The 18,315-nt window shown below is 66.2% G+C and carries 28 protein-coding genes and 1 tRNA gene; 3 read left to right on the top strand and 26 right to left on the bottom strand.

The features are described 5' to 3' along the window. Window positions 1–118 precede the first annotated feature (118 nt). The 3 genes from P7V53_RS02395 to P7V53_RS02385 are packed head-to-tail and all read left to right on the top strand — an operon-like array spanning window position 119 to window position 3,269. Entirely contained in the window at window positions 119–304 is a 186-nt protein-coding gene (locus P7V53_RS02395; RefSeq protein ID WP_280153874.1) for a hypothetical protein, read from the top strand. Between the two features lie 4 nt (window positions 305–308). Continuing rightward, window positions 309–1,334, top strand: coding sequence for a putative sulfate exporter family transporter (locus P7V53_RS02390; RefSeq protein WP_280153873.1), 1,026 nt, complete (start codon window positions 309–311; stop codon window positions 1,332–1,334). A gap of 57 nt (window positions 1,335–1,391) precedes the next feature. Continuing rightward, window positions 1,392–3,269: a DUF1302 family protein gene (locus P7V53_RS02385; protein WP_280153872.1), complete on the top strand. Its 1,878-nt coding sequence runs from the start codon at window positions 1,392–1,394 to the stop codon at window positions 3,267–3,269. A 214-nt stretch (window positions 3,270–3,483) separates the two neighbouring features. Here P7V53_RS02385 and P7V53_RS02380 read toward each other — a convergent pair. The 26 genes from P7V53_RS02380 to rplP form a co-directional block, all read right to left on the bottom strand. Then, a tRNA-Met gene (locus P7V53_RS02380) sits at window positions 3,484–3,560 on the bottom strand. 53 nt (window positions 3,561–3,613) lie between these two features. After that, complete coding sequence (dsbD, locus tag P7V53_RS02375; RefSeq protein ID WP_348273458.1) at window positions 3,614–5,533, bottom strand: protein-disulfide reductase DsbD; 1,920 nt, start codon at window positions 5,531–5,533, stop codon at window positions 3,614–3,616. Further along, window positions 5,530–6,315, bottom strand: coding sequence for an ABC transporter permease (locus tag P7V53_RS02370; protein WP_280153871.1), 786 nt, complete (start codon window positions 6,313–6,315; stop codon window positions 5,530–5,532). Before P7V53_RS02370 ends, dsbD begins: the two co-directional genes overlap by 4 nt. 12 nt (window positions 6,316–6,327) lie before the next feature. Beyond that, a complete protein-coding gene (locus P7V53_RS02365; protein ID WP_280153870.1) occupies window positions 6,328–7,248 on the bottom strand; it encodes an ATP-binding cassette domain-containing protein in 921 nt (306 codons plus the stop codon). Between the two features lie 85 nt (window positions 7,249–7,333). After that, window positions 7,334–7,732: a 50S ribosomal protein L17 gene (gene rplQ, locus P7V53_RS02360; protein WP_280153869.1), complete on the bottom strand. Its 399-nt coding sequence runs from the start codon at window positions 7,730–7,732 to the stop codon at window positions 7,334–7,336. 175 nt (window positions 7,733–7,907) lie between these two features. Next, window positions 7,908–8,897, bottom strand: a complete 990-nt coding sequence (rpoA, locus tag P7V53_RS02355) for a DNA-directed RNA polymerase subunit alpha (protein WP_280153868.1) — start codon at window positions 8,895–8,897, stop codon at window positions 7,908–7,910. A gap of 113 nt (window positions 8,898–9,010) precedes the next feature. Beyond that, a complete protein-coding gene (rpsD, locus tag P7V53_RS02350) occupies window positions 9,011–9,634 on the bottom strand; it encodes a 30S ribosomal protein S4 (RefSeq protein ID WP_280153867.1) in 624 nt (207 codons plus the stop codon). A gap of 153 nt (window positions 9,635–9,787) precedes the next feature. Continuing rightward, entirely contained in the window at window positions 9,788–10,189 is a 402-nt protein-coding gene (rpsK, locus tag P7V53_RS02345) for a 30S ribosomal protein S11 (protein WP_025495798.1), read from the bottom strand. Window positions 10,190–10,224: 35 nt separating this feature from the next. Beyond that, the gene (gene rpsM / locus P7V53_RS02340; protein ID WP_280153866.1) at window positions 10,225–10,587 is read right to left on the bottom strand and encodes a 30S ribosomal protein S13; all 363 of its coding nucleotides are present in this window, start codon (window positions 10,585–10,587) and stop codon (window positions 10,225–10,227) included. Window positions 10,588–10,621: 34 nt separating this feature from the next. Further along, window positions 10,622–10,735, bottom strand: coding sequence for a 50S ribosomal protein L36 (gene rpmJ / locus P7V53_RS02335; RefSeq protein ID WP_009548427.1), 114 nt, complete (start codon window positions 10,733–10,735; stop codon window positions 10,622–10,624). Between the two features lie 64 nt (window positions 10,736–10,799). Then, entirely contained in the window at window positions 10,800–11,018 is a 219-nt protein-coding gene (gene infA / locus P7V53_RS02330; protein ID WP_025495304.1) for a translation initiation factor IF-1, read from the bottom strand. Window positions 11,019–11,070: 52 nt separating this feature from the next. Then, on the bottom strand, window positions 11,071–12,381 hold the full coding sequence (secY, locus tag P7V53_RS02325) for a preprotein translocase subunit SecY (protein WP_280153865.1): 1,311 nt from the start codon (window positions 12,379–12,381) through the stop codon (window positions 11,071–11,073). Between the two features lie 35 nt (window positions 12,382–12,416). Next, window positions 12,417–12,848, bottom strand: a complete 432-nt coding sequence (rplO, locus tag P7V53_RS02320; RefSeq protein WP_280153864.1) for a 50S ribosomal protein L15 — start codon at window positions 12,846–12,848, stop codon at window positions 12,417–12,419. Between the two features lie 23 nt (window positions 12,849–12,871). Next, complete coding sequence (rpmD, locus tag P7V53_RS02315) at window positions 12,872–13,054, bottom strand: 50S ribosomal protein L30 (protein WP_280153863.1); 183 nt, start codon at window positions 13,052–13,054, stop codon at window positions 12,872–12,874. 14 nt (window positions 13,055–13,068) lie between these two features. Next, window positions 13,069–13,587 (bottom strand): 30S ribosomal protein S5, encoded by a 519-nt coding sequence (gene rpsE / locus P7V53_RS02310; RefSeq protein ID WP_280153862.1) that lies wholly within the window; start codon window positions 13,585–13,587, stop codon window positions 13,069–13,071. Window positions 13,588–13,618: 31 nt separating this feature from the next. After that, window positions 13,619–13,984 (bottom strand): 50S ribosomal protein L18, encoded by a 366-nt coding sequence (gene rplR, locus P7V53_RS02305; protein ID WP_280153861.1) that lies wholly within the window; start codon window positions 13,982–13,984, stop codon window positions 13,619–13,621. 12 nt (window positions 13,985–13,996) lie between these two features. Beyond that, complete coding sequence (gene rplF / locus P7V53_RS02300) at window positions 13,997–14,530, bottom strand: 50S ribosomal protein L6 (protein WP_280153860.1); 534 nt, start codon at window positions 14,528–14,530, stop codon at window positions 13,997–13,999. A gap of 15 nt (window positions 14,531–14,545) precedes the next feature. Then, window positions 14,546–14,941 (bottom strand): 30S ribosomal protein S8, encoded by a 396-nt coding sequence (gene rpsH, locus P7V53_RS02295; RefSeq protein ID WP_280153859.1) that lies wholly within the window; start codon window positions 14,939–14,941, stop codon window positions 14,546–14,548. A 26-nt stretch (window positions 14,942–14,967) separates the two neighbouring features. Further along, window positions 14,968–15,273 carry a 30S ribosomal protein S14 gene (gene rpsN / locus P7V53_RS02290; protein ID WP_280153858.1) on the bottom strand — a complete coding sequence of 102 codons (306 nt, stop codon included), beginning with the start codon at window positions 15,271–15,273 and terminating at the stop codon, window positions 14,968–14,970. 8 nt (window positions 15,274–15,281) lie between these two features. Further along, window positions 15,282–15,836, bottom strand: a complete 555-nt coding sequence (gene rplE / locus P7V53_RS02285; RefSeq protein WP_280153857.1) for a 50S ribosomal protein L5 — start codon at window positions 15,834–15,836, stop codon at window positions 15,282–15,284. Between the two features lie 9 nt (window positions 15,837–15,845). Beyond that, window positions 15,846–16,163, bottom strand: coding sequence for a 50S ribosomal protein L24 (gene rplX / locus P7V53_RS02280; RefSeq protein ID WP_280153856.1), 318 nt, complete (start codon window positions 16,161–16,163; stop codon window positions 15,846–15,848). Between the two features lie 21 nt (window positions 16,164–16,184). After that, window positions 16,185–16,553: a 50S ribosomal protein L14 gene (gene rplN, locus P7V53_RS02275; RefSeq protein WP_280153855.1), complete on the bottom strand. Its 369-nt coding sequence runs from the start codon at window positions 16,551–16,553 to the stop codon at window positions 16,185–16,187. Window positions 16,554–16,764: 211 nt separating this feature from the next. Then, window positions 16,765–17,271, bottom strand: a complete 507-nt coding sequence (locus P7V53_RS02270; protein WP_280153854.1) for a peroxiredoxin — start codon at window positions 17,269–17,271, stop codon at window positions 16,765–16,767. A 121-nt stretch (window positions 17,272–17,392) separates the two neighbouring features. Continuing rightward, window positions 17,393–17,683: a 30S ribosomal protein S17 gene (gene rpsQ / locus P7V53_RS02265; protein WP_280153853.1), complete on the bottom strand. Its 291-nt coding sequence runs from the start codon at window positions 17,681–17,683 to the stop codon at window positions 17,393–17,395. Further along, the gene (gene rpmC, locus P7V53_RS02260) at window positions 17,680–17,880 is read right to left on the bottom strand and encodes a 50S ribosomal protein L29 (RefSeq protein ID WP_280153852.1); all 201 of its coding nucleotides are present in this window, start codon (window positions 17,878–17,880) and stop codon (window positions 17,680–17,682) included. The genes rpsQ and rpmC overlap by 4 nt, the downstream gene beginning before the upstream one ends. Before the next feature lie 17 nt (window positions 17,881–17,897). After that, window positions 17,898–18,314: a 50S ribosomal protein L16 gene (gene rplP / locus P7V53_RS02255; protein ID WP_280153851.1), complete on the bottom strand. Its 417-nt coding sequence runs from the start codon at window positions 18,312–18,314 to the stop codon at window positions 17,898–17,900. Between the last annotated feature and the right edge of the window lies 1 nt (window position 18,315).

Raw genomic sequence — 18,315 nt, 5'->3', positions numbered from 1 at the left:
GCCCCCCTCTTGGCCGGGGGGCAGCGGCGGAGTGTGGGAGCCCCCTCCACGAGAGTGGGGCCGGCGATGCGGCCGTTGCCTAGATTTCAGCCACGAGGAAACAACTACGGAGACGACCATGGCACTGCTTCGACAATGTCTGCAAGAGCTGCGCACGAAGCATCACGACTGGGACGCGCCGGCAGGCGATTGGCCGGAACCGAAGCCGGTGCAACAGGCGCGGCTGGGGTGCTCGCTGCAGATGCAGGGCGACCGGCGCCCCGGCAGGCGCGCGATCGTGCGGCACCGCATGCCCACGGCTTGACGCCATGGCCGCCTTCTCTATCGGCCGCGTCGCCGGCCTGGACCGTGCGCGCGTACTGCTTCCCGGCGTGCTGGCCTGCGGCGTGGTGGCTGCAGCCGCCACCTTCTTGTCGCAGCACTACGGCGCGCCGGTGATGCTGTTCGCGCTGCTGCTCGGCATGGCGATGAACTTCCTGTCCGCCGAGGGGCCCTGCGCGCCGGGCATCGCCTTCAGCGGACGCACGCTGCTGCGCATCGGCGTGGCGCTGCTCGGCCTGCGCATCACCGCGGCACAAGTGGTGGCGCTGGGCTGGGAGCCGTTTCTGCTGGTGGTGATGTCGGTCGTGCTCACCATCGGCCTGGCGATGGCCGTGGCCCGCGCCATGGGTTTCCAGTCGCTGTTCGGCCTGCTCACCGGCGGAGCGACGGCCATCTGCGGCGCCTCGGCCGCTCTCGCGCTCGCCGCCGCGCTGCCCGCGCACCATCAGAAGGAGCGAGCGACGCTGTTCACGGTGATCGGCGTGAGCGCGCTCTCCACGCTGGCCATGATTGCGTACCCGATGCTCGCGCGCTGGCTGGGCCTCTCCGATCACGCGGCCGGCGTGTTCCTCGGCGCCACCATCCACGACGTGGCGCAGGTGGTGGGCGCGGGCTACGGCATGTCGCGCGAAGCCGGCGACGTGGCGACGCTGGTCAAGCTCATGCGCGTGGCGATGCTGCTGCCGGTGATCGTGCTGGCCGCGGGAATCGCGCGCGCCCGCACTCGAGCCGAGGGCGGCGAGCACGGCGCGCGGCCCCCGCTGCTGCCCGGCTTCGCCGTGGCTTTCGCTCTGCTCGTCGCCATCAACAGCACGGGCCTCGTGCCGGCGACGGTTCAATCGATCGGCAGCGACGTGTCCCGCTGGATGCTGGTGGCTGCGATCGCCGCCATCGGCATGAAGACGCAGCTCAAGGACGTGGCCGGCGTCGGCTTCAAGCCCATCGTGCTGATGGTGGGCGAGACGCTGTTCCTCGCGGCGCTGGTGCTCGCGTCGCAGCGCTGGATGCATTGAGCGCGCGCGCCATCGATTCCCCTTTTCCATCCCTACAACGCCACGAGACGAGCCTTCATGACTCCTGTTCGAAACGCCTTCGCGCTGAGCTTCATCAGCGCCGCCCTGCCGGCAGTCGCCGCCGACTTCAAGCCCGCCGAGGGCGTGGACGCCAAGCTCGGCGCCACCGTCACCTTCGGCACCACGGTGCGCATGGATGCACCGGACCCCGTGGTCTACGCGCTCATTCCGTCGACCGTCGTGCCCGGGACCACGCCCGGCCAGCTCGTCGGCCAGACCGGCGGCTCCGATCTCAACTTCGCGCGCCACCGTCCCGTGTCCACGGTGCTGAAGGCGCTGGTCGAAGGGGACGTGCATGGCCAGCATCTCGGTGTCTTCGCCCGCGCCAGCGCGTGGACCGACTTCACGCTGCGCAGCCGCACCGTGCCGTACGGCAACTATCCCAACGGCTTCACGCCCAACGCCAAGCTGTCCGACGAGGGCCTGCACCGCGGTGCGAAGTTCGAGGGCATCGAGCTGCGCGATGCCTATGCCTACGGCGATACGGAGATTGCCGGAAAGCGCCTCGACGCGCGGCTGGGCCGCCAGGTGCTCTCCTGGGGTACCTCGCAATTCTTCACCGGCGGCATCAATTCGGCCATCAACCCGCAGGACTACGCCGCGCAGGTGCGCCCGGGTGCGCTGCCGGCCGAAAGCAAGGTGCCCGTGGGCATGCTCGACCTGCGCGCCACTCTGAACGCGCAGTGGAGCGCCGAAGCGTTCGTGGCCTTCGAGTCGCGGCAGCACGAGTTTCCCGCGTGCGGCACCTTCTTCGACGTGGCCTCGCTCGTGCCGCACGGCTGCAAGTTCACAGGCGCCATCCCTGCTCCCATCCCGAACACGCCGGTCTCGTCGGTCGCCTCGCTCACCGAGCAGAGCATCCTGCAAAGCGGCTTCTATCTGCACCGCAACGACGACGTGCGCGCGAAGAAAGGCGGGCAATTCGGCCTGGCACTGCGCGTCAAGGCGCCTTCGATCGCGACCGACTTCGCCGCGTATGCCATGAACACGCACAGCGCGCAGCCGTACTTCCGCCTCACGGTGGAGAACGTCAACGGCGCCACGCTGCCTGCGGGCCTGGCCGGCGGACTGCAGCGCCTGGCCGATCCCAACGGTCTGCGCTACTCGACGGTGTTCCCTGAGAACATCCGCCTCTACGGCGTGAGCTTCGACACGAAGCTCGGCCCCGCGGCAAATGTCTACGGAGAACTCTCGCACCGGCCCAACCAGCCGCTGTCGATGAACTCCAACGACCTGCTCAACGGCTTCCTGCTGCGCGCGCCGACCGCGTTGCTGCAACTGCAGAAGAACATCCTCGCCGTTCCCGCGGGCGGCAGCTTCGACGGCTTCGACCGCTTCGGCGTGACCACGCTGAACCTCGGCGGCAACAAGGTGTGGCCCAAGGCGATGGGCGCCGAGCGCGTGGTGCTCTCAGGCGAGCTCGGCTGGAGCCACGTGTCGGGTCTGCCCGACCCGCAGGTGATGCGTTACGGCCGGCCGCTCTCCTACGGCACCGCGCCCTGGCTCGTCAACGGCGCACTCTCACCCTGCTCGGAGGCGGCGCCTGGCCTGTCGGGCGTGGCGGGCAAGACCTGCACCACTGACGGCTTCATCACGCGAGACGCCTGGGGCTTGCGCGTGCGCGCCGCTGCCACCTATGCCAATGCGTTCGCGGGTGCGACGCTCACGCCATCGCTCCTGCTGGCGCAGGACGTGCACGGCTATTCACACGACGCCACTTTTTCCAAGGGACGCAGGGCCCTGCGCGTGGGGCTGCGCGCGGACTGGGGCAAGGCGTACTTCGCCGATGTCCAGTTCACTCGTTTCTCGGGCGGCAACTACAGCCTCGCCACGGACCGCAGCAACCTCATGATCGCCGCCGGCGTGGCGTTCTGATTCACCACCCGCCGGCATGCGGTCGAACCAACGCGCAGATCCTCAACCGCACCTGCAGCCGGGCTCGCACTTGCCGTCTGAGCGCGAGCTGGCTCTGCGGCGGCGGGTCTGCCGACCGGCCGTGCAGGAGCCGCCGGCGCCCTGCAGAACGACGACGTGGCATGCAAAGAGAAAGGCCCGGACCGACAACGTCGGTCCGGGCCTGCAGGTTCTGTGGTTGCGGGGGCAAGATTTGAACTTGCGACCTTTGGGTTATGAGCCCAACGAGCTACCAGACTGCTCCACCCCGCGACTGAGCCTGCGACTATAACACAGCGACGTGATGTCCCTGCCGCCGACGCATGTCAAAGACCCACGGTGCGCAGCGTTTCGAGGAAGCGTTCGCTGTTCTGGTAGCCGATCACACGGGCGCTGCCGACTTCACGTCCCTGGCCGTCGAAGAAGATCGTTCCCGGCGGCCCGAAGAGCTGGAAGCGCTTGAGCAGCTCGCGGTCCTCGGCGTTGTTCTTCGTCACGTCGGCCTTCAGCAGCACCGCGTTCGCCAGCTTGCCGCGCACGGCGCCGTCGGAGAACGTGAAGCGCTCCATCTCCTTGCACGACACGCACCAGTCGGCATAGAAGTCGAGCATGGCCGGCCGCCCCTGCTGCCGTGCGGCGGTCAATGCGGCATCGAGCTCGGCGACGTTGCGCACCATCGCGAAGGGCAATGCCTGCGCTGCTTCACGCGATCCGCGCAGATGGGCCAGCGGCTGCAGCGGATCGCCCCCGCCCGAGGCCGCGCCGACCAGTTGCAGCAGGCCGCCGACGCCGAGCACCGCGGCAGCGGCCTTCCGGCCCCATCCCGGCGCGGCGTCCCGGCGGCGGGACAGGTACAGGGCCGCGGCACTGCCCACGAGAAGCGCGCCCCACATCGCGAGCGACAGCGCCGCCGGCACCACCGGCTGGATGGTCCAGATCGCGACCGCGACGAGCAGCACGCCGAACACATGCTTGACGTCGTTCATCCATGCCCCGGCCTTCGGGAGCAGCGCACCGGCCGATGCACCGACGAGCAACAGCGGCACGCTCATCCCCGCGGCGAGCGAGAAGAGCGCCGAGCCGCCGAGCGCAACGTCGCGCGTCTGGCTGAGGAACACCAGCGCGGCGGCCAGCGGCGCGGCCACACACGGGCTCACGATGAGCGCGGAGACGCCGCCCATGGCGAACACGCCTGCGAAGCGGCCGCCGGGCAGGCGCTGCGACACCCCCGTGAGCGGGCCCGTCACGGCCGACGGCAACTGCAGCTCGTAGACGCCGAACATCGACAGGGACAGCAGCACCAGCGCGAGTGCAAACGCCCCGAGCACCCAGGGGTTCTGCAGGCTGGCGGCAAGGCCCTCGCCGGCCAGGCCCGCAGCGATGCCCAGCGCGGTATAGACGAGGGCCATGCCGAGCGAGTACGACAGGGCCAGCGCGAAGCCGCGCCGCCGGCTGCCGTCCGGGCGCTCGCCCTTGGCGCTGTGCCCGACGATGATGGACGACAGGATCGGCACCATCGGCAGCACGCACGGCGTGAACGACAGCACGATCCCGGCGACGAAGAACACGCCGACGATGGTCCAGAAGCCGCCGCTGCGCAGTGCCGCCTCGATGCCCGCACCGTCGGCCGCCGAGGCCGTGTTGACACCCACCGCCGCGGCCACCGGCACCGCGGCGGGGTCGGGTGCGCCCGCCATGTCGCGACCCGGCAGTACCTTCACGCTCCCCGAGCCGCCGAAGGCGGCCAGGTGCACATCGGCGCGCATCTGCATCGGCGGATAGCACAGGCCCTTGTCGGCGCAGCCCTGGTAGTTCACGGCGAGGCGAAAGGCCCCGCCCGCCTGCTGCACCGGCACGGCGATGCGCAGCATGTCGCGATGGGTTTCGACGTTCTTCTGGAACGTCTCGTCGAACTTGATCTTGCCGGCCGGAATGGCCGGCAAGCCCAGGGTGGCGCCCGTGGCGGCGAACTTGAACTGCTCTCGGTAGAGGTAGTAGCCGGGCGCGATCTCGAAGCTCACCTCGACCGTTCGTTCGTCGACCGCCCGGACACTGCCCTTGAAGGCGATTTCCGGATCGAGGAACTCGTCCGCCGCCCCGGCCGGCGCGCTCGTGGTGAGCAAGGCCGCCGCCGCGAGTGCGCCGCCGATGATGATTCCGATCCTGCGAGCGCTGAGCATCCGGTCCATTCCCACACGTATACGTTCTTGCACTGACTTGCGTCCCGCGAGGAGGTTCCGGGTCACTTGAAGAAGCGGCGCCGCGTCAGCACCAGGGCCAGGTAGTATCCCCCGGCCGCATATGCGCCCAGCACTGCCAGGGGCCTCAGCCAGTCGGACGGCAGTTCGCCGATGACGAGCGGCCGCACCAGCTCCACCGCCGCCGTCAGGGGCAGCACCTCGGCCACGGCCTGCAGCCACGGCGGCATCTGACTGATCGGGAAGTAGACGCCGGACAGGAAGGTCATCGGCGTCAGCACCAGCGTGAAGTAGTAGGTGAAGAAGTCGTACCCCTTGGCCAGCGCGTTGAACACGAGCGCGATCGACGCGAAGGTGACGCCCACGACGCCGAGCAGCGGCAGGGCCAGCAGCATGCTGGGCGCTCGGCTGATGTTCAGGGCGTAGATGACGGCCATGATGGCGGCCACCGAGAACAGGCTTTTCAGCGCGGCCCACAGCATCTCGGCGAACACGATGTCGTCGAGCGCGATCGGCGCGTTCATGATGCTCTCCCAGGTCTTCTGAACATGCATGCGCGAGAAGGCCGAATACAGCGCTTCGAAGGTCGCGGCCAGCGTGCAGCTCACCGCGATGCTGCCCGAGGCGAGATAGGTCACGTACGGCAGCCCGTCGACGCGCCCGATCATCGAGCCGAGTCCGTAGCCGAAGGCGACCAGCGTGATGAGCGGCTCGGCGATGTTGCCGACCACGCTCGGCACCGCGAGCTTGCGCCACACCAGCAGGTTGCGCAGCACGACGGGATAGAAGCGCGCGGTGATTCGCGGCGCGGCGTAGAAAGAGATCAGCATCGCGGTGCTCCTTCAGGCGTCATCCCGGATCTGCCGGCCGGTGAGCTTGAGGAACAGGTCCTCCAGGTTCGCCGGCCGGTGCAGGTAGCGCACCCGGTGGTCCGCGGCCAGCTTCTGCAGCAGCGGCCGCGGCTCGCGCAGGTAGAAGAACACCGTCTCGCCGCTGGTCTCGACGCGCTGGGCCAAGCTGCCGTGGTCGGCGGCCAGCGCGCGCGCGCCCTCGCTGTAGACCTCGATGACGTCGCTCTCCAGGTGCTCGCGAATGAGTCCGCGTGGCGTGCCTTCGGCGATCTTGCGTCCATGGTCGAGCACGATGAGCCGGTCACAGAGGCGCTCGGCCTCGTCCATGAAGTGCGTCGTCAGCAGAATGGACTTGCCCTGCTGCAGCAGGTTCTGCAGCCGCTCCCACATCAAGTGGCGAGCCTGCGGGTCGAGGCCCGTCGTCGGCTCGTCGAGCAGGAGCAGGTCGGGGTCGTTGATCAACGCGCGGCCCAGGCTCAGGCGCCGGCGCATGCCGCCGGACAGCTCGCCCGGCCGCACGCCGGCCTTGGCCTGCAGGGCAGAGAACTCCAGCAGCCTGGGAATGCGCTCCTCGATGGTCGCGATCGGCAGTCCGAAGTAGCGGCCGTAGACACGCAGGTTTTCTGCGCAGGTGAAGTCGGGGTCGAGGCTGTCGAACTGGGTCACCACGCCGATCCGCTTCTTGGCTTCGCGTACCTGGGCCGGAATGGGCAATCCGAAGGCTTCGATGGTGCCGCCGTCCGGCGCCGTCTGGCCCAGGCACATGCGGATCGTTGTCGTCTTGCCGGCGCCGTTGGGACCGATGACGCCGAGACACTCGCCGCGTTCGATGTGCAGGGACAGGTCGCGGACCACCGTGTTGTCGCCGAACCTCTTGTGAAGGCCGGCGATGCGAAAGATCGGCTCGGGCATGGGCTGCGAGTGTGCCAAAGCGGCGCGCGCCAGAAGCGCGAAGGGCCAGCATGCGCTGGCCCTTGCGGCGGGGAGAGAAGCCGGCTTACTCGGCGTTGTCGGCGGTTTCTTCGGCTTCGACCGGTTCCGGACGATCGACGAGTTCGACGAAGGCCATCGGCGCGTTGTCGCCGACGCGGAAGCCCATCTTCAGGATGCGGGTGTAGCCGCCCGGACGCGACTGGTAGCGCGGACCCAGCTCGCCGAACAGCTTGACCACGACGTCGCGGTCGCGCGTGCGATCGAACGCGAGGCGCTTGTTGGCCAGCGTCGGCTCCTTGGCCAGGGTGATCAGCGGCTCGACGACGCGGCGCAGTTCCTTGGCCTTGGGGACCGTGGTCTTGATCGCCTCGTGCGTCAGCAGCGAGTTGCACATGTTGCGCAGCATCGCCTGGCGATGCTCGCTGGTGCGGTTGAGTTTGCGAAGTCCGTGACGGTGACGCATGGTGCTGTTCCTTTCCTTATGAATGCCGGCAGCCGTGTCAGGTACTGCCGGTTGCACCGGGCCGCATTGGCGACCCTGTTGGGTTCCGAGAAGCCGCTGGGCGCCGGGCCGCCCCAAGCCCAGTGGCTACCCTCTCGGAGGGTGGCCGATGTACCCATCGGCCAGGTGTCGTCGGTTAACGCTTGTCCAGGCCCTGGGGCGGCCAGTTCTCGAGGCGAGCGCCGAGGGTGAGTCCGCGCGACGCCAGCACTTCCTTGATCTCGTTGAGCGACTTGCGGCCCAGGTTCGGCGTCTTGAGCAGCTCGGTCTCGGTGCGCTGGATCAGGTCGCCGATGTAGTAGATGTTCTCGGCCTTCAGGCAGTTGGCCGAACGCACGGTGAGCTCGAGCTCGTCGACGGGGCGCAGCAGGATGGGGTCGAACTGCGTGCTGCGCTGGGCGGCCGGCTGGTCGAAGATGTCGCCGACCTGGCCTTCGAGCTGCGCGAACACGGCGAGCTGCTCGACGAGGATCTTGGCCGACGCGCGAATCGCTTCTTCGGGCGAGATCGCGCCGTTGGTGACGATCTCCATCACCAGCTTGTCGAGGTCGGTGCGCTGCTCGACGCGCGCGCTTTCCACGGTGTAGCTGACGCGCGCCACCGGCGAGAACGACGCGTCGAGGACGATGCGGCCGATCGACTTGGTGGGCTCGTCGCCGAAGCGGCGCAGGTTGCCCGGCACGTAGCCGCGGCCCTTCTCGACCTTGATCTGCATGTCCAGCTTGCCGCCTTGCGACAGGTGGGCGATGACATGGTCGGGGTTGATGATCTCGACGTCGTGCGGCGTCTGGATGTCGCCGGCCGTGACCGGGCCTTCCCCTTCCTTGCGCAGCACCAGCGTGACCTCGTCGCGGTTGTGCAGGCGGAACACCACGCCCTTCAGGTTGAGCATGATGTGAACCACGTCTTCCTGCACGCCGTCGATCGTCGAGTACTCGTGCAGCACTCCGGCGATCGTGACTTCGGTCGGCGCGTAACCCACCATCGACGACAGCAGCACGCGACGCAGGGCATTGCCCAGCGTGTGGCCGTAGCCGCGCTCGAAAGGCTCGAGCGTGACCTTGGCGCGGTTGTGACCGAGCGGCTCGACGTTGATGGCTTTGGGTTTCAGCAGATTGGTTTGCATTGAGTCCTGTTCCTCTCAATACCCTCGGCTCGTTACACCGATAAGGCTGATGGACCGTGCCGGGCTTGGGAAGAAACGCTTCGTGCCCGGCACGCGAAGCGTCCAGATGTCTCTTACCGCGAGTAGAGCTCGACGATGAGGGCTTCCTTGATGTCGGAACCGAACTCGTCGCGGTCCGGCGTCTTCTTGAACACCCCCTCGAGCTTGGACGCGTCGACCTGCACCCAGGCCGGCATGCCGATCGACTCGGCCAGCTTCACCGCGTCGGTGACGCGCAGCTGCTTCTTCGCCTTCTCGCGCACGGCAACCGTGTCACCGACCTTCACCAGGTAAGAGGCGATGTTGACGACCTGACCGTTCACGGTGATGCCCCTGTGCGACACCAGCTGGCGAGCTTCGGCGCGGGTGGAGCCGAAGCCCATGCGATAGACGACGTTGTCCAGGCGCGACTCGAGCAGCGTCAGCAGGTTGGCGCCAGTGTTGCCCTTGCGGCGCTCGGCTTCCTCGAAGTAGCGGCGGAACTGGCGCTCCAGGACGCCGTACATGCGCTTGACCTTCTGCTTTTCGCGCAGCTGCAGGCCGAAGTCGGACGTGCGGGAACCGGAAGTGCGGCCGTGCTGGCCGGGCTTGCTGTCGAACTTGGCCTTGTCGCTGATGGCGCGGCGGGCGCTCTTCAGGAACAGGTCGGTGCCTTCACGGCGGGAGAGTTTGGCCTTGGGTCCAAGATAACGTGCCACGTGCTTTCCTTTGCTTCATCTGACGCCGGCCTGGCGGCCGGCGCGAGTCTGGCGAGTGTTGTTGTGAGCGCTCAGACGGTGGTCTTCAATGACGAACTTCAATGACAAATGCCGGCGAGGCCGCGAAGCCCGCCGACAGCGGAACGAGCGCGGTCAGATCCGACGGCGCTTTTGCGGACGGCAGCCGTTGTGCGGAACCGGCGTCACGTCCGAGATGGAGTTGATGCGGATGCCCAACGAGGCCAGCGCACGCACCGACGACTCGCGGCCGGGGCCCGGCCCCTTGATGCGCACGTCGAGGTTCTTGATGCCCTGCTCCTGGGCCGCGCGACCCGCCACTTCAGCCGCGACCTGGGCAGCGAACGGCGTGCTCTTGCGCGAGCCCTTGAAGCCCTGGCCGCCGCTGGACGCCCAAGACAGGGCGCCACCCTGGCGGTCGGTGATCGTGATGATCGTGTTGTTGAACGACGCGTGGACGTGTGCAATGCCGTCCGCCACGTTCTTGCGGACCTTCTTGCGCACGCGCTGGGCGGCGGTATTCGGTGCTTTAGCCATGTTGACCTTCTCTCAATCTCTTGCCGACGCGCTGCTTACTTCTTGACCGCGCCCGACTTGCGCGGACCCTTGCGGGTGCGGGCATTCGTGCGGGTGCGCTGGCCGCGGACCGGCAGGCCACGGCGGTGACGGAAACCGCGATAGCAGCCGAGGTCCATCAGGCGCTTGATGTTGATGGACATCTCGCGCCGCAGGTCGCCTTCGATCGTGATGCGGCCGATCTCTTCGCGGATCTTTTCCAGATCGGCGTCGGTCAGGTCCTTGATCTTGCGGCTGTAGGGGACCCCGGTCGCGTCGCAGATCTTCTGCGCGGTCGAGCGGCCGATGCCGTAGATCGCAGTCAGGCCGATCTCGGCGTGCTTGTGGGGCGGAATGTTGATACCAGCAATGCGTGCCATGTGCTTGTCCTAATACGGTCGTCGTGGCTGTGGATCAGCCTTGGCGCTGCTTGTGGCGCGGATCGGTACAGATCACGCGCACCACGCCCTTGCGACGGATGATCTTGCAATTCCGGCACATCTTCTTGACCGATGCTGCAACTTTCATGCTCTTCTCCTAAGCCTTGTCAGGCCGCTTTCAGTTCTGTCTCGTTCCCGTGTTCCGTTGGTCTTCACTTGGCCCGGAACACGATGCGGGCCCGACTCAGGTCGTAGGGCGTGAGCTCGACCGTCACCTTGTCGCCCGGCAGGATGCGGATGTAGTGCATGCGCATCTTTCCGGAGATGTGGCCGAGCACGATGTGCCCGTTCTCCAGCTTCACGCGAAACGTGGCGTTGGGGAGGTTCTCGAGAATCTCGCCCTGCATCTGAATGACGTCGTCTTTGGCCATGCCGTGTCGTCAGTCTTGTCTTCCCGTTTCGTCTTGCGTGCGGCTCGCCTTCTCAGCTCGCCTTGAAATTGGCCTTCTTCAGCAGCGATTCGTACTGCTGGCTCATCACGTAGCTCTGCACCTGTGCCCAGAAGTCCATCGTCACGACGACGATGATCAACAGCGACGTGCCGCCGAAGTAGAAGGGGACGTTGTACTTCAGCACCAGGAACTCGGGCAGCAGGCACACCAGCGTGATGTAGATCGCACCGGCCAGCGTCAGCCGCGACAGGATTCGGTCGATGTGGCGTGCCGTCTGCTCGCCCGGACGGATGCCCGGGATGAACGCACCGCTCTTCTTCAGGTTGTCGGCCGTCTCGCGGCTGTTGAACACGAGTGCCGTGTAGAAGAAGCAGAAGAACACGATCGCCGCGGCGTACAGCATCACGTAGATGGGCTGCCCCGGCGACAGCAGGCTGGCGATGTCCTTGAGCCAGCGCAGGCCGTCGCCGGTGGCGAACCAGCCCACCACGGTGGCCGGCAGCAAGATGATCGACGAAGCGAAGATCGGTGGGATCACGCCCGACATGTTGAGCTTGAGCGGCAGGTGCGACGACTGGCCGCCATAGACCTTGTTGCCGACCTGGCGCTTGGCGTAGTTGACCAGGATCTTGCGTTGTCCTCGCTCGACGAACACGACGACGAAGGTCACCAGTCCCACGATGGCGACGATGAACAGCGCCACCAGCACGCTCATCGCGCCGGTTCGGATCAGCTCCAGCAGTCCGCCGATGGCAGCCGGCAGCCCGGCGGCAATGCCGGCGAAGATGAGGATGGAGATGCCGTTGCCGAGGCCGCGCTCGGTGATCTGCTCACCCAGCCACATCAGGAACATCGTGCCGGCCACGAGGCTCACCACCGCCGTGAGGCGGAAGCCGAACCCCGGATTGATGACCAGGCCCTGGGAGCCTTCGAGCGCCAGCGCGATGCCGAGCGACTGGAAGATGGCGAGGCCCAGCGTGCCGTAGCGCGTGTATTGCGTGATCTTTCGGCGACCCGATTCGCCCTCCTTCTTCAGCGATTCGAGCGAAGGCACCACGTAGGTCATCAGCTGCATGATGATCGACGCGGAGATGTACGGCATGATGCCCAACGCGAACACGGTGAAGCGCGAAAGCGCGCCGCCCGAGAACATGTTGAACAGGTTCAGGATGCCGCCCTGCTGGCCCTTGAACAGTTCCTGCAGCGCGTTCGGGTCGATGCCCGGCACGGGGATGTGCGCGCCGATGCGGTAGACCACGAGCGCGAGCAGCAAGAAGACGAGCCGGCGACGCAGGTCGCCGAACTTGCCGCTCTTGGCCAGCTGAGTCGCGTTGGTTGCCACGAAGTGTCGATTTCCGAGTGAATGCCGCCGGTCGATCAGGCGACCGAGCCGCCGGCGGCTTCGATCGCGGCCTTGGCGCCGGCCGTCGCGCCTATGCCCTTGAGCGCGACCTTCTTGGTCAGTTCACCCGACTTGATGACCTTGACCACTTTTGCAAGCTCGCCCACGAGGCCGGCTTGCTTGAGCGTCAGCAGGTCGACTTCGGCGGCGCCCAGGCGCTCGAGGTCCTTCAGCGTGACCTCGAAGTTGAATTGCAGCGACTGCGACTTGAAGCCGCGCTTGGGCAGGCGGCGCTGCAGCGGCATCTGGCCGCCCTCGAAGCCCACCTTGTGGTAGCCGCCGGAACGCGACTTCTGGCCCTTGTGACCACGGCCGGCCGTCTTGCCCAGGCCTGAACCGATGCCGCGGCCGACGCGGCGCTTGGCATGCTTGGCGCCTTCGCCCGGCTTGATGGTGTTGAGTTCCATGTTCTTTCCTCAGTGGCAGGCGCTTACAGCACCTTCACCAGGTACGAGACCTTGTTGATCATGCCGCGCACGGCCGGCGTGTCTTCCAGCTCGCGCTCGCTGTTGAGCTTGCGCAAGCCCAGGCCCCGGACCGTGGCGCGGTGCGATTCCTTGGTGCCGGCGATGCTCTTGACCAGCTTGACCTTGACGGTTTTCTTGTCGCTCATGGGGTGCTCCAGCCTCAGCCGAGGATTTCTTCGACCGTGAGCCCGCGCTTGGCGGCGATCTCCGCCGGCGTGCTCGTCGCCTTCAGCGCATTCAGGGTGGCGCGGACCAGGTTGTACGGATTCGTCGAGCCCAGGCTCTTGGCGACGATGTCGGTCACGCCCATCACCTCGAACACGGCACGCATGGGGCCGCCCGCGATGATGCCGTCACCCTGCTTGGCCGGCGCCATCAGCACGCGCGAAGCACCGTGCTCGCCCACCACGCGGTGGTGGATGGAGCCGTTCTTCAGCGACACCTTGATCATGTTGCGGCGGGCCGATTCCATGGCCTTCTGCACCGCCACCGGCACTTCCTTGGCCTTGCCCTTGCCCATGCCGATGCGGCCGTCGCCGTCGCCGACGACGGTCAGCGCCGCGAAGCTCAGCGTGCGTCCGCCCTTGACCACCTTGGTGACGCGGTTCACCGCGATCATCTTTTCCTTCAGACCGTCGTCGTTGCCTTCGGTCTGGGCGCGAGGTTGAAACTTTGCCATTTGTCTTTCCTATTCGTCGCCGGTGCCGGGGTCAGAACTGCAGGCCAGCTTCGCGCGCGGCCTCGGCCAGCGCCTTGACGCGGCCGTGGTAGGCGAAGCCCGCGCGATCGAAGGCCACGCGCTCGATGCCGGCAGCCTTGGCCTTCTCGGCGATGCGCTTGCCGATGACGGCGGCGGCGGCGGCATTGCCGCCCTTGCCGGCGGCACCGAGCTCCTTGCGCACGTCCGCTTCGGCGGTCGAGGCGCTTGCCAGCACCTTCTGGCCGTCGTCGGAAATGACGCTGGCGTAGATGTGCAGGTTGGTGCGATGCACCGTCAGGCGGGCCACGCGCTGCACGGAGATACGCGCGCGCGTCTGGCGGGAACGGCGAATACGCTGATCTTTCTTGTTCAACATGGTCGTCGCTCCTTACTTCTTCTTGGTCTCTTTGAGGACCACGCGCTCGTCCGTATAGCGGATGCCCTTGCCCTTGTACGGCTCGGGCGGACGGAGGGCGCGCACTTCAGCGGCGATCTGACCCACCACCTGGCGGTCGGATCCCTTGATGAGGATCTCGGTCTGCGTCGGCGTCTGCACGGTGATGCCGGCGGGCATGTCCTTGGCCACCGGGTGCGAGAAGCCGATCTGCAGGTTGAGCTTCTGGCCTTGCGCCTGGGCGCGGAAGCCCACGCCGACCAGCGTCAGCTTCTTCTCGAAGCCCTTGCTGACGCCGTTGACCATGTTGGCCACCAGCGCGCGCATCGTGCCGGACATCGCGTCGGCCTCGACGCTCTCGTTGGCCGGCATGAACGTCACCTTGCCGCCTTCGGTCTTCACGGCGACGAGCGGATTGATGGTGCGCGCCAGCGTGCCGAGCGAGCCCTTCACGTTGATCTGATCGCCCTTGATCGACACATCCACGCCTTGCGGGACGCTGATCGGCATTTTTCCTACGCGGGACATTTCCTTCTCTCCCCCTTAGGCGACGTAGCAGAGGACTTCGCCGCCGACACCGGCCTGGCGCGCCTTGCGGTCGGTCATCACGCCCTTGGGCGTGGTGACGATGGCCACGCCGAGGCCGTTCATCACGTTCGGGATGTCGTGCCGGCCCTTGTAGATGCGCAGGCCCGGACGGCTCACGCGCTCGATGTGCTCGATGACGGGGCGTCCGGCGTAGTACTTCAGCGTCACCTCGAGCTGCGGCTTGGCCGGCTCGCCCACGACGGCGAAGTTCTCGATGTAGCCCTCGTCCTTCAGGACCTGGGCGATCGCCACCTTCAGCTTCGACGACGGCATCACGACGCTGGTCTTCTCGACCATCTGCGCGTTGCGGATGCGGGTCAGCATATCGGCGATAGGATCACTCATGCTCATTGGATATCTCCTGATCGTCGAGCCGATTACCAGCTGGCCTTGACGACACCCGGGATGTCGCCCTTGAAGGCCAACTCGCGGATCTTGTTGCGACCCAGGCCGAACTGGCGGAAGGTGCCACGCGGGCGACCGGTCATCTCGCAGCGGTTGCGCAGACGGGTCGGATAGGCGTTGCGGGGCAGCTTCTGCAGCTCCAGGCGGGCGGCATAACGCTCTTCGTCGGACTTCTTCGCGTCGTTCGCGATAGCCGTCAGCTCCGCGTGCTTCTTGGCGAACTTGGCGACCAGTTGCTCGCGCTTCTTCTCGCGCTGGATGAGGGAAAGTTTAGCCACGGGCCACCTCAGTTCTTGAACGGGAATTTGAAGGCGGCGAGCAGTGCCTTGCACTCGTCATCCGTCTTCGCAGTCGTGGTGATGCTGATGTTCAGGCCACGCACCGCATCGATCTTGTCGTACTCGATCTCGGGGAAGATGATCTGTTCCTTGACCCCGATGTTGTAGTTGCCGCGGCCGTCGAACGAACGGCCCGAGATGCCGCGGAAGTCGCGCACGCGCGGCAGCGCGATCGTGACGAAGCGGTCGAGGAACTCGTACATGCGCACGCCACGCAGCGTGACCATGGTGCCGATGGGCACGCCGTCACGGATCTTGAAGCCGGCAATCGCCTTCTTCGACTTGGTGACAACGGGCTTCTGGCCGGCGATCTTGGTCAGGTCGCCGACGGCGTGGTCCATGACCTTCTTGTCCGACACCGCCTCGCTGACGCCCATGTTGAGCGTGATCTTGGTGAGGCGCGGGACCTCCATCACCGACTTGTAGCCGAACTTCTTGACGAGTTCGGAGACGATCTTCTCGCGGTAGACCTGCTGCAGGCGCGCGGTTTGTTGCTCAGCCATGTGGACCTCTTACGCCTTGATCTCTTCGCCGCTGGACTTGTAGACGCGGACCTTGGTCTTGTCTGCCAGGAACTTGAAGCCGACGCGGTCGGCCTTGCCGGTCGCCGGGTTGAAGATGGCAACGTTGGACTGGTCGATCGGCATGGTCTTGTCGACGATGCCGCCGGTGGTGCCCTTCATGGGGTTCGGCTTGACGTGCTTCTTGACGACGTTGACGCCATCGACGAGCACGTGGTCGTCGTCGACGCGCTGCGTCACGGTGCCGCGCTTGCCCTTGTCGCGCCCGGTCAACACGATGACCTGGTCGCCTTTGCGAATCTTGTTCATGGCCTGTCCTTACACCGCGGCTTAGAGAACTTCCGGAGCCAGCGAAACGATCTTCATGAAGCGCTCGGTGCGCAGCTCGCGCGTGACCGGGCCGAAGATGCGGGTGCCGATGGGCTCGAGCTTGGCGTTCAGCAGCACGGCAGCATTGCCGTCGAAGCGAACCAGCGAGCCGTCCTGGCGGCGCACGCCCTTGGCAGTACGCACGACGACGGCGCTGTAGACCTCGCCCTTCTTCACGCGACCACGCGGTGCAGCTTCCTTGATGCTGACCTTGATCACGTCGCCGATGCCGGCATAGCGCCGCTTGGAGCCGCCCAGCACCTTGATGCACATGACGGTTTTCGCGCCAGTGTTGTCCGCGACGTCCAGCCGCGACTGCATTTGAATCATGTTCTCTGTCCCCAACTTGAACCGGTTGCCGCCCCATGACCACCATGAAGCCGGCGCGCGATCAGTCTTGGGCCCGTCTCACAAGTCCGGCTGAATGCCGCGCTTGCGGTTTGGGCGGAGCCGGACTCTGCTCGCAGCGTTCGCTGCGCCCGAAATTCCGGCGAAGTCGGCGATTATGACTTGCAGGAAGAACCCCTGTCAAGCCGGCCCATCATCCCTTGGCCTGCGCAAGCATCGTTTCGGCGTTGCTCACCTCGAACTTGCCCGGCGCCTCGATGTTCAGGGTCTTGACGACCCCGTTGTCCACGAGCATCGAGAAGCGCTGCGAGCGCACGCCCATGCCCTTGGAGGTCAGGTCCTGCGTGAGGCCAAGCGCCTTGGTCCACTCGGCGCTTCCGTCGGCCATCATGCGGACCTTGCCGGCGGTCTTCTGGTCTCGGCCCCAGGCGCCCATCACGAAGGCGTCGTTCACCGACACGCACCAGATCTCGTCGATGCCGGCGGCTTTCAGCTGGTCGGCCTTCTCGACGAAGCCGGGAACGTGCTTGGCCGAGCAGGTCGGCGTGTAGGCGCCGGGCAAGGCGAAGACGGCGATCTTCTTGCCGGTGGTCTCCTTCTCGACGTCGAACGCGTTCGGGCCGATCGAGCACCCTTCGCCTTCGACCTCGATGTACTCCTGCAGCTTGCCCGCGGGCAGCCTGTCTCCGACCTTGATCATGTTCGCCTCCGAATGGTGGATGGGTAGGGTGTCAGCCAACGAAAAACGGCCGGCCGCCAGTATTCCAGCGAACCGACCGTGGCGCGCGGGGCCGGCAAAAGGCCCCGTGGGTGTCGACTTCTTAGACCTCGATGGCCTTTTGCACCAGGCGGGTCACGACCCACGACTTGGTCTTGGAAATCGGCCGACTCTCGGCGATCTCGACCACGTCGCCCAGCTTGTACTCGCCCTTTTCGTCGTGCGCGTGGTACTTGCTCGACTTCGCGACGATCTTGCCGTAGAGCTCATGCTTGGTGCGACGCTCGACCAGCACCGTGATGGTCTTGGCGCGCTTGTCGCTGACGACCTTGCCCACCAGCGTGCGGGTGTTCTTCGGCTTGGCTTCGGCTTGCGGTTGCGTGGCGGCGTTCACTTGGCGGCCTCCTTCTTCTTCTGCGCGAGGATGGTCTTGGCGCGTGCGATGTCGCGGCGGGTCTTGCCGAGCTGCGAGTGGTTCGTCAGCTGCTGCGTGGCCTTCTGCATGCGCAGGCCGAAATGGGCCTTCAGCAGGTCGGCGACTTCCTTTTCGAGGCCGGCGACGTCCTTGCTGCGGAGTTCAGATGCTTTCATGGTGTTTCTCCGTCGGCTTACATGCCGACCTGGCGAGCCACGAAGGTGGTCTTCAGCGGCAGCTTGGCCGAAGCCAGCAGGAACGCTTCACGAGCCAGTTGCTCAGGCACGCCATTGATTTCGTACAGCACCTTGCCGGGCTGGATCTCGGCCACGTAGTACTCGGGGTTGCCCTTGCCGTTGCCCATGCGGACTTCGGCCGGCTTCTGCGAGATGGGCTTGTCCGGAAAGATGCGGATCCAGATGCGGCCGCCACGCTTCACGTGGCGCGAGATCGCGCGACGGGCAGCTTCGATCTGGCGCGCGGTCAGACGGCCGCGCTCGGTGGCCTTGAGACCGAAGTCACCGAACGACACGTTCGCGCCGCGGGTGGCGATGCCGGTGTTGCGGCCCTTCTGTTCCTTGCGGAATTTTCTGCGTGCGGGTTGCAGCATG

It is taken from the genome of Piscinibacter sp. XHJ-5 (assembly GCF_029855045.1).
Lineage (GTDB): Bacteria > Pseudomonadota > Gammaproteobacteria > Burkholderiales > Burkholderiaceae_C > Albitalea.
This window is presented reverse-complemented; position numbering and strand designations above follow the sequence as displayed.